This is a genomic window from Kitasatospora sp. NPDC058162, from assembly GCF_042884005.1.
Lineage (GTDB): Bacteria > Actinomycetota > Actinomycetes > Streptomycetales > Streptomycetaceae > Kitasatospora.
Window position 1 is genome coordinate 1 of record NZ_JBHVUS010000076.1, and the last position, 7749, is coordinate 7749.

Here is a 7749-nt window from a genome sequence, read left to right on the forward strand (position 1 = left end):
GACGAAACGTCCCGCCGACCTCCGGATTCCGGAGGTCGGCGGGACGTTTCGTCGTGCGGCGCCTGCTACGCGGCCTTCGCCGCCGCCTTGGCGGTGGCACGGCTCAGCCAGACCCCGAGAGCCAGCGAGACCAGCGCGGCGACGCCGCCGGCGGCCGCGGTGAGGAGCCAGCCGTGCTGGAAGGCAGTCCGCTCGGCCTCCGGCGTGGACGGGGTACCGAGCAGGGCGATGAACAGCGAGACACCCAGCGCCATGCCGAGCTGCCTGACCATGTTGACGATGGCGGAGCCGGTGGCGAACTCGGTCGGCGCGAGGCCGGCCGTGGCGGCCTGCATCAGTGCGGTGATGGCCAGCGCCGACCCGGCGCCGAAGAGCACGACACCCGGCAGCAGGACCTGCACGTACTGCGGTTCCACCTCTGCGGTGGCCAGCCACCAGGAGACGCCGACGGTGAGCGCGCCACAGCCCACCGCGACCGACGCGGCCGCGCCGATACGGGCCACGATCGGCGCGGCGAGTCGGGCGGCGATCGGCACGATGGCCAGGCCCGGCAGCAGCGCGAGACCGGTCTTGGTGCCGGACCAGCCCCACACGTCCTGGCACCACTGCATGAACGAGAACACCACGGCGGCGAAGCTGATGCTGTAGAGCAGCGCGCTGACGTTGGCCATCGCGAAGGCCGGCACCTTCAGCAGCGGCAGACTCACCAGCGGGTTCTTGTGGCGGGAACAGCGGAAGACGAAGTAGGCGAGGACCACTGCGGCGAAGGCCAGCAGCCCGCCGATCTGCCCGCCGCTCCACTCCGGGGCCTTGACCAGTGCCAGCGTGATCGAGCTGATGGTGACCATCAGCAGCACCGCGCCGAGCATGTCGGGGACGGAGCCGTTAGCGGACTTCGGCTCCGTCGGCAGCGCCCGCAGGCCTGCGAGGACGGCAAAGATCCCGACCGGGAGGTTGATGAGGAAGAGCCAGCGCCAGTCGATCTGGAGCAGCACACCGCCGATCAGTGAGCCGAACGCGGGGGCGGAACCGCCGATCGCGGCCCAGAGGCTCACCGCCTTGGCGCGGCCCTCCCCGGGGTAGGCGGCGAGCAGCAGGCCCAGCGAGGTCGGCACGAGCGCCGCCGCGCCGACAGCCTGGAGCACCCGGGCGGCGACGAGGAAGGCGGTGTTCGTCGCCACACCGCACAGCAGGGAGGCGAGGGTGAAGACGCCGATGCCGATGAGGAAGACGTTCTTGCGCCCGAACCGGTCCGCCCAGCGGCCCGCGGGGACCATCAGCGCGGCAAGGACGATCGCGTAGCCGTTCAACGTCCAGGACAGGCCGGAGATCGAGCTACCGTGGAACTTCTGACTGATCGTCGGCAGTGCGACGTTGACGATCAGGGTGTCGAGCTGTGCGAGGAAGAACCCGGCCGAGATGACCAGGAACGCGAGACGGGTCTTCCGGGCGTCCACCGTCGGCGCCTCGGACTTCGCCGGCGGCGACGTTTCGGGGGGGTGGGTCTTGGCTGCTACGCCTCGGTCCTCAGCGGTGGCCATTGTCGTTCTCCATGTGAATCTGATTCGTCGGAAACACCGTCAGATCCCCGAGCCGCGCGCAGCTCCTCAACTACGTGGAAGGGATGGGGCGATCACCGGTTTCAGTGGAGTGCACGATGGCGGCCGCGGGGGCGCGTCACATGGTATTTGCCGTGCTCGCGCCGGGATATTTCACCTAAGGCGCACCGCCGGGAATACTCCTTAAGTGACATGTGCTCACCAGCGCGCCCGTGGGCATGGGATGCACAGCCGAGGTGGACGAGCCGGCGCCCCTCGACACCTCCGCCAACCGATCGACCGCGTGACCGGCGAATGGGTCCGCCCTCCAGCCGCGTCCGCCGGTGCGCCCCCGGCGGCGCCCGGCGCCCGCTCCGGAGGGGGCGCACGCCCGCTCGCGGGACCTGTGCCCCGGCGGCTCCGGTGGCATCGGGGGCAGTCGGGGTGCAGCGGGCTCATCGGGGCGCCGGACTAGGCTCTACTCCCTTGCCACAGTGCTAACTTGACTTCATGTCAGCTGCGCCGCGCTTGGCCGTGGGGGCCTTCCTACTGGCCGTGTTGATCCCCTTGGTGTGCAGTCCGGCAGGCGATCCGACGGCCCGCTTCGTCATCGGCACCCTGGCGATGGCCGCCGTCGCCGCCCTCACCCTGGCCGCCCAGGCCGACCACCAGGAACGCCGTGCCGCGGCGCACGCCGGGACGGCGCCGCCCCTGCCCCCGCTCCCGGCCCCCGGTCCGCCCCCGCCGTTCGTGCGTCCCCCGGTCGCGGGCACGGACCCCCGGCCGGAGCCGCAGCCCGTCCACGCCCCCGTCCAGGCCCCCGTGATCCCCACACCCCCGCGCCGCCCGCCCCCCGGCTACCAGCTGACCCATGCGGCCCCGGCGTCCCCGGTGCCCCGCTTCGGCGCCGGGGCCAAGGCCCAGCAGCTGCCGTGGCGGCTGCCCGCCCAGCCGTCGCCGGTCCCGGGGATCATCGCCGACGAGGCGCGGCTCGGCGCGCTGACCGTGCGCGCCGCCTCGCTGATCGGGCCCGGGCACCGCTGCGAGGACCCGGCGGTGGTCCGCCAGGACGCCTACCGCCTCGGCCGGGACGCCGCCGGGGAGCACCTGGTGGTCGCGGTCGCCGACGGCCTGTCCAGCAGCCCGCGCGCCGATCTGGGCGCGACGGTCGCCGTCAGCTCGGCGGTCGCCACCGTCGTGGAGCAGCTGCGGACCGGGGTGCGGCCCGACCAGCTGAGCGCCGCCGGACTGTTCGGCCGGGCGGCGCAGCGGATCCGGGACGAGGCCGCGGCCCGCGGGCTGTCCGACCGGGACGTCTGCACCCTGCTGATCGTGGCCGTCCTGCCGACCCGGTTCCGGGGGAACGAGTCCCAGCCGTGCTGGGTGGGCTGGATCGGCGACGTGTCGCTGTGGCAGCACGACGGGGGCCGCTGGCGGGTGGCCGCCGGGGACCCCAAGCAGGACGACGCGGGCCTCGCCTCCAACGCGCTGGAGTCGGTGCTGCCGCACGATCCGGACGCCGCCCGGAGCTGTCTGCTGCCGCTCGCCCCGGGCGACGTGCTGACCCTGGTGACCGACGGCGTGGGCGACGGACTGGCCGGGCTGCCCGCGCTCAACGGCTTCCTGGCGCGGGAGTGGGCCGGGCCGCCCGCGATCGCCGACTTCATCAACCACATCGGGTACGACGCGGCGCAGTTCACGGACGACCGGACGGCCGTCACAGTCTGGGCCGACACCGCCAACCCCGACAACACCACCCCCACCCCCGCCCCCCGGTGGGAGCGGTGACCGCCGTGCCGCCGACCGTGCCCGCCGTCCTCACCCGGGCCGAACTCGGCGAGCCCGGCGAGGCGTTGGCCGGGGAGAGCGGCGAGAGCGTCGGCATCCACCGCCTCACCGGCCCGCTCGCCGGCAGCGGCCTGCTGTTCAAGCAGTACAAGCGGACGGCCGCGCAGAACGGCCGGGACGCCGCCCTGGAGCAGCTGATCGCCTTCGGTCGCTCCCCGGCCGCCGTCGGCCGGACCGAGCGCGAGCTGCTGCTCGGCTGCACCTCCTGGCCGGTCGCCAAAGTCACCGACCGGAACGGGGAGTTGGTCGGCTGCCTGATCCCCGAGGCGGACCGGCGGTTCCGCGCCGAGAACGGCCGGCTGCGCGAGATCGACACCCTCGCGCAGAGCGACGAACGGCTCGCGGCCAAGGGCGTCCCCGTCACCGCCGCGCAGCGGGCCGCCGTCTGCCGCGCGGTGGTCCGGGTGGCGGCCGCGCTGGAGCGGCGCAGGCTGGTCTACTCCGACTGGAACTACGCCAACGCCCTGTGGTGCCCGGCCGACTGCTCGGTGTTCGTGATCGACATCGACGGCTGCCGGCCCGAGCGGATGCCCAACATCTTCCAGAGCGACTGGGAGGACCCGCTGACCGACGGCGCCATGCCGGCCGACGTCTTCACCGACCGCTACCGGGTCGCCCTGCTGACCGCCCGCTGCCTCACCGGGCGCCGGGACCTGCCGAGCGTGCTGCACGCCCTCGACGGCGCCCGGGACGACGCCGTCCCCGGCCGGTCGCTCCTGCTGGACATGCTCTGGGCGGCCGCCCGCGAGACCCGGCCCGCCTCCCGCAGCCTGCTGGCCGCGCTCGACGGGGCGGACGTCCACTTCCCGGTCGAGCGGCTGCCGCTGCCCGAACCCCGGACGAAGCCGCCGCGCCGGACCGCGCCGAAGGTGCTCACCACGGACCTCACCGTCCTCCCCGACGACGCACCGGCCGAGGCCCCCGAGGACCCGACCGACAACGACCCGCCCGCGTCCCCCGCCACCACCGATGACGTCACCGCGACGGCCTGGGCGGTCGGGATCGTCGTCGCCGTGCTCGTCGCCGTAGTCATCGTGCTCCTCGCCCGCAACGGGTAGCGAAGAGGAAGAGGACCCCCGCATGACCGTGCCCCGCCGACCCCACGAGAGCGACCGCTACGTCCTGAAGCCGAAGTGCCTCCCCACCTACCTGGTGATCGACGCCTCCAGCTCCATGGCGCCGCACCAGACCGTCCTCAACGAGACCCTCGCGCACGTCCACGCGAGCATCCAGGACCACCCCCGGGTCTCCGAGTTCGCCCACGTCTCGCTGATCGTCTTCTCCACCCAGGCCCACCTGGTCATCGAGATGGCCAACCTGGAGGACGTCCCGGTGATGCCCGAGGTGCGGTGCAACGGGCTGACCGACTACGGGGCCGCGTTCGACCTGCTGCGCTCCCGGATCGACACCGACGTGGACGAGCTGAACGGCCTCGGCATGGCCGTCCTGCGGCCCGTGGTGTTCCTGCTCACCGACGGCCTGCCCACGGACGAGGGCTGGGAGTCCTCCTTCCAGCGGCTGGCCGACCACGGGTGGCGGCGGCACCCGCACGTCATCACCTACGGCTTCGGCGACGCCGACCGGGACGTGCTGCGCCGGATCACCACGGTGGTGGGCTTCATCGCCGACCAGGGCACCGACCACCGCAGCGCCCTGATGGAGGCGCTCGGCAGCATGCTGAGCTCGCTGGTGGCCTCCAGCGAGCAGGGCCGCGTCGTCTTCAACAAGACGGTGCCCGGCTACCAGGCGGTCGAGCCCACCCAGGACCTGCTGTCCGTCCCCCGGGAGTACCTGGAATGACGACCCGCGGGCTGGCGCGCAGCGACCGGCTGCTGCTGGTCGCCGCCTCGCTGGTGGCACTGGCCGGCCTGGTCTGGCTCATCTCCCCGGACCGGGCCCCGGACCGGCCCCGCCCCGTCCCCGCGACGGCCGTCGTGTCGCCCACCCCGGAACCGACCACGCCGACCCCCGTCCCGAGCCCGGACCCCACCCGGTCGACCCCGGAACCGACCACCGAGTCGGCCTCGCCGACCCCGACCCCCACCCCGGACCCCACCACCCCGTCCCCCACCCGGACGACCCCGACGCACTCCCCCTCCACACCCACGACCCACCACTCCGACAACCCGCAACACCCGCAACATACGTAGCACCCGTCCGGAGAGGAACCGTCCCCATGCCGACCGCCGCGTCGTGGACGTGCGACAGCTGCCAGACCCTCAACCCGCCGACCCGGGCCGCCTGCGAGCGGTGCGGGGCCCGCCGGATCGTCGACCTCACCCCCGGCACCCCCACGACGCCGACCGCCCACAAGCAGCCGCCGACCACCTTCACGCCCCCGACCACCCTCACCAAACCGCCCACCCCGACCAGACCCGCCCCCACCCAGCCCCCGATGGCCGTGGTGACACCGATCAGCGGCGGCCCGGGCACCGTCGTGCCCCCGCGCTCCCCCGCCGGGACCCCGCCGGTCGACCACGGCGTCACCCGGTACCTCTGCTGCGCGATGCAGCTGGACGCCGCGCTGGCCCGCAAGGCCGTCGAACACGTCCTGGAGGAACCCAGACGCGCGATCGCCTCCTCGCCCGGGGTCGACCTCTCCTGCGTCCTCGCGTACGCGCTCGCCGCGCGCAGCCGCCAGCTCGCCCGGGACTGCCTGCTGGCCCTGATCCTGGTCGTCACCCTGATCGGGACCGTCATCGAGGGCCCGCCGTTCCTCCTCCTGGGGCTGCTGATCGCCTGGGCCCTGGTCGCCGCCGAACTGTTCTACGTGCACTACGGGGTGATCGTCCCCAAGCTCTCCCGCGACACCTTCGACCCGGCCGCGGCACCCACCCCGGCCACCCCCCACCAGGCCTCCCTGCTCCGGGACATCGCCCGCCGGGACAACGGCAACGTGACGGTCTTCCAGGGCTTCGCCCCGTTCGCGGGCTACGGGCAGTCCATGGAGACCTGGTCCTTCGCCGTCCGGACCGACACCCCCCGGGAGGACGCGGACGCCGTCCGGCCGTTCACCGTCCACGCGCTGTACGACCACCTCGCCACCGCGGTGGAGGCGCTGCGGCTGCCCGGCGTGCGGGTCCAGGACCGGCTCTTCGTCAACGGGCAGGACCTGCGCGTCCACCTCGACGCCACCACCGGCGACGCGCTGCTGCCCGACCCGGAGGAGGCGCCGCAGCCCAGCGCACCGCACCGGCTCCTCCACGACCTCCGCGAGGATGGCTCCGGCCGGGCCCGGCCGTACCTCACCCTCCTGGTCTCCGGCTGGGACGGCGAGCTCGTCTCCACCCAGTTCCTCCGGCTCTCACTGCTGCCCGACCAGGGCGTGCTCTTCGTCGAGAACAGCACCTCGCTGCTGGCCCCGGTGCGGGCCGACTACCGCTCGGTGGACACCCTGCTGGACCGCCCGACCTTCCGGCAGGCCGCCGCCACCGTCGCCTCCGCGCTCCCCCGGGCCATCGGCCTGCTGATCAGCTCCTTCCCCGCCGTGTACGGCACCGCCCGGCACGCGCTCGGCCAGGCGCTGGGGTTCAAGGACCGCCGGCAGCTCCGCGAGATCCGGCACCTCAGCTTCGACTACGGGGCCCCGATCAGCCTGCGCGAGGCCGCGAGCGACCAGCTGTACTACCGCTACTACCAGAAGGTCGACCGCGAGATGTACACCAAGGTGGTGTCCCGCCGGGTGCTCGACGGCCTCGTCGAGTTCCTGGAGGCGCACGACATCGACACCTCCGAACTCCGCGAACGCCAGACCACGATCTACAACAACGGGCTCTACGTCGGGGCCAACGCCAACGTCTCGGTCAGCCAGTCCGCGGTGGCGGCCGGCCGGAACGCGGTCGGCCGGATGTTCTCCGGAGCGGGCGCGCGGACCGGCGGCGGCTCCTCGGGAAGGGGATAGCCACGCATGAGCGGTAACTTCCACAACAAGGGCAAGCTGACGATCACCGACTCGGCGGTCGCGATCGGCGCCCACGCCCAGGCCACCAACACCGTCGGGGCCGCGCCGTCCGGCTCCCCGGAGGAGGCCGAACTCCGGGCCGAACTCGCCCGCCTGGTCGAGCGGTTGCGCGGCATCGCCGACGAACTCGCCGACCGCGACACGGTCGCCGGAGCGGCCGACGCCGTCGCCGACGAGCTGGCCGCCCCGGCCACCCGCTGGCAGCGCATCAAGGACGTCCTCGCCCGGGTCGCCCCCAGCGTGGCCGCCCTCACCCAACTCGCCACCGACATCGGCCGCCTCGAAGCCGCCGCCGAAGCCCTCATCCCCCACTGACAGTGAGGATGTTCATGAGCGGTTTCCGGGCAGGTCTGACCCGCCCTCTGACTGACCTCGGGTCCTCAACGGGATCTGTCGGCCTCG

General features: G+C 73.4%; 7 protein-coding genes. 6 read left to right on the top strand and 1 reads right to left on the bottom strand.

What is annotated here, in order from left to right; translation table 11 throughout:
• Nucleotides 1-65: 65 nt before the first annotated feature.
• A complete protein-coding gene (locus ACFVXG_RS45890) occupies nucleotides 66-1541 on the bottom strand; it encodes an MFS transporter (protein WP_387936479.1) in 1476 nt (491 codons plus the stop codon).
• Nucleotides 1542-2108: 567 nt separating this feature from the next.
• Between ACFVXG_RS45890 and ACFVXG_RS45895 the strand changes: the two genes are divergently transcribed.
• From ACFVXG_RS45895 to ACFVXG_RS45920, 6 genes are read left to right on the top strand one after another with little or no spacing between them, the layout of a single operon-like run.
• Nucleotides 2109-3326, top strand: coding sequence for a protein phosphatase 2C domain-containing protein (locus ACFVXG_RS45895; RefSeq protein WP_387936480.1), 1218 nt, complete (start codon nucleotides 2109-2111; stop codon nucleotides 3324-3326).
• Nucleotides 3323-4444 (top strand): hypothetical protein, encoded by a 1122-nt coding sequence (locus ACFVXG_RS45900; RefSeq protein ID WP_387936481.1) that lies wholly within the window; start codon nucleotides 3323-3325, stop codon nucleotides 4442-4444. Before ACFVXG_RS45895 ends, ACFVXG_RS45900 begins: the two co-directional genes overlap by 4 nt.
• 22 nt (nucleotides 4445-4466) lie before the next feature.
• Complete coding sequence (locus ACFVXG_RS45905) at nucleotides 4467-5186, top strand: VWA domain-containing protein (RefSeq protein ID WP_387936482.1); 720 nt, start codon at nucleotides 4467-4469, stop codon at nucleotides 5184-5186.
• Entirely contained in the window at nucleotides 5183-5536 is a 354-nt protein-coding gene (locus ACFVXG_RS45910; protein ID WP_387936483.1) for a hypothetical protein, read from the top strand. The genes ACFVXG_RS45905 and ACFVXG_RS45910 overlap by 4 nt, the downstream gene beginning before the upstream one ends.
• A gap of 26 nt (nucleotides 5537-5562) precedes the next feature.
• A complete protein-coding gene (locus ACFVXG_RS45915; protein ID WP_387936484.1) occupies nucleotides 5563-7287 on the top strand; it encodes a zinc finger Ran-binding domain-containing protein in 1725 nt (574 codons plus the stop codon).
• Between the two features lie 6 nt (nucleotides 7288-7293).
• Nucleotides 7294-7662, top strand: a complete 369-nt coding sequence (locus tag ACFVXG_RS45920) for a hypothetical protein (RefSeq protein WP_387936485.1) — start codon at nucleotides 7294-7296, stop codon at nucleotides 7660-7662.
• Nucleotides 7663-7749: the final 87 nt, after the last annotated feature.

Coding starts and splice junctions, on each gene's coding strand:
- ACFVXG_RS45920 (WP_387936485.1), top strand. CDS start 7,294: ATGAGCGGTAACTTCCACAACAAGGGCAAGCTGACGATCACCGACTCG.
- ACFVXG_RS45910 (WP_387936483.1), top strand. CDS start 5,183: ATGACGACCCGCGGGCTGGCGCGCAGCGACCGGCTGCTGCTGGTCGCC.
- ACFVXG_RS45915 (WP_387936484.1), top strand. CDS start 5,563: ATGCCGACCGCCGCGTCGTGGACGTGCGACAGCTGCCAGACCCTCAAC.
- ACFVXG_RS45890 (WP_387936479.1), bottom strand. CDS start 1,541: ATGGCCACCGCTGAGGACCGAGGCGTAGCAGCCAAGACCCACCCCCCC.
- ACFVXG_RS45905 (WP_387936482.1), top strand. CDS start 4,467: ATGACCGTGCCCCGCCGACCCCACGAGAGCGACCGCTACGTCCTGAAG.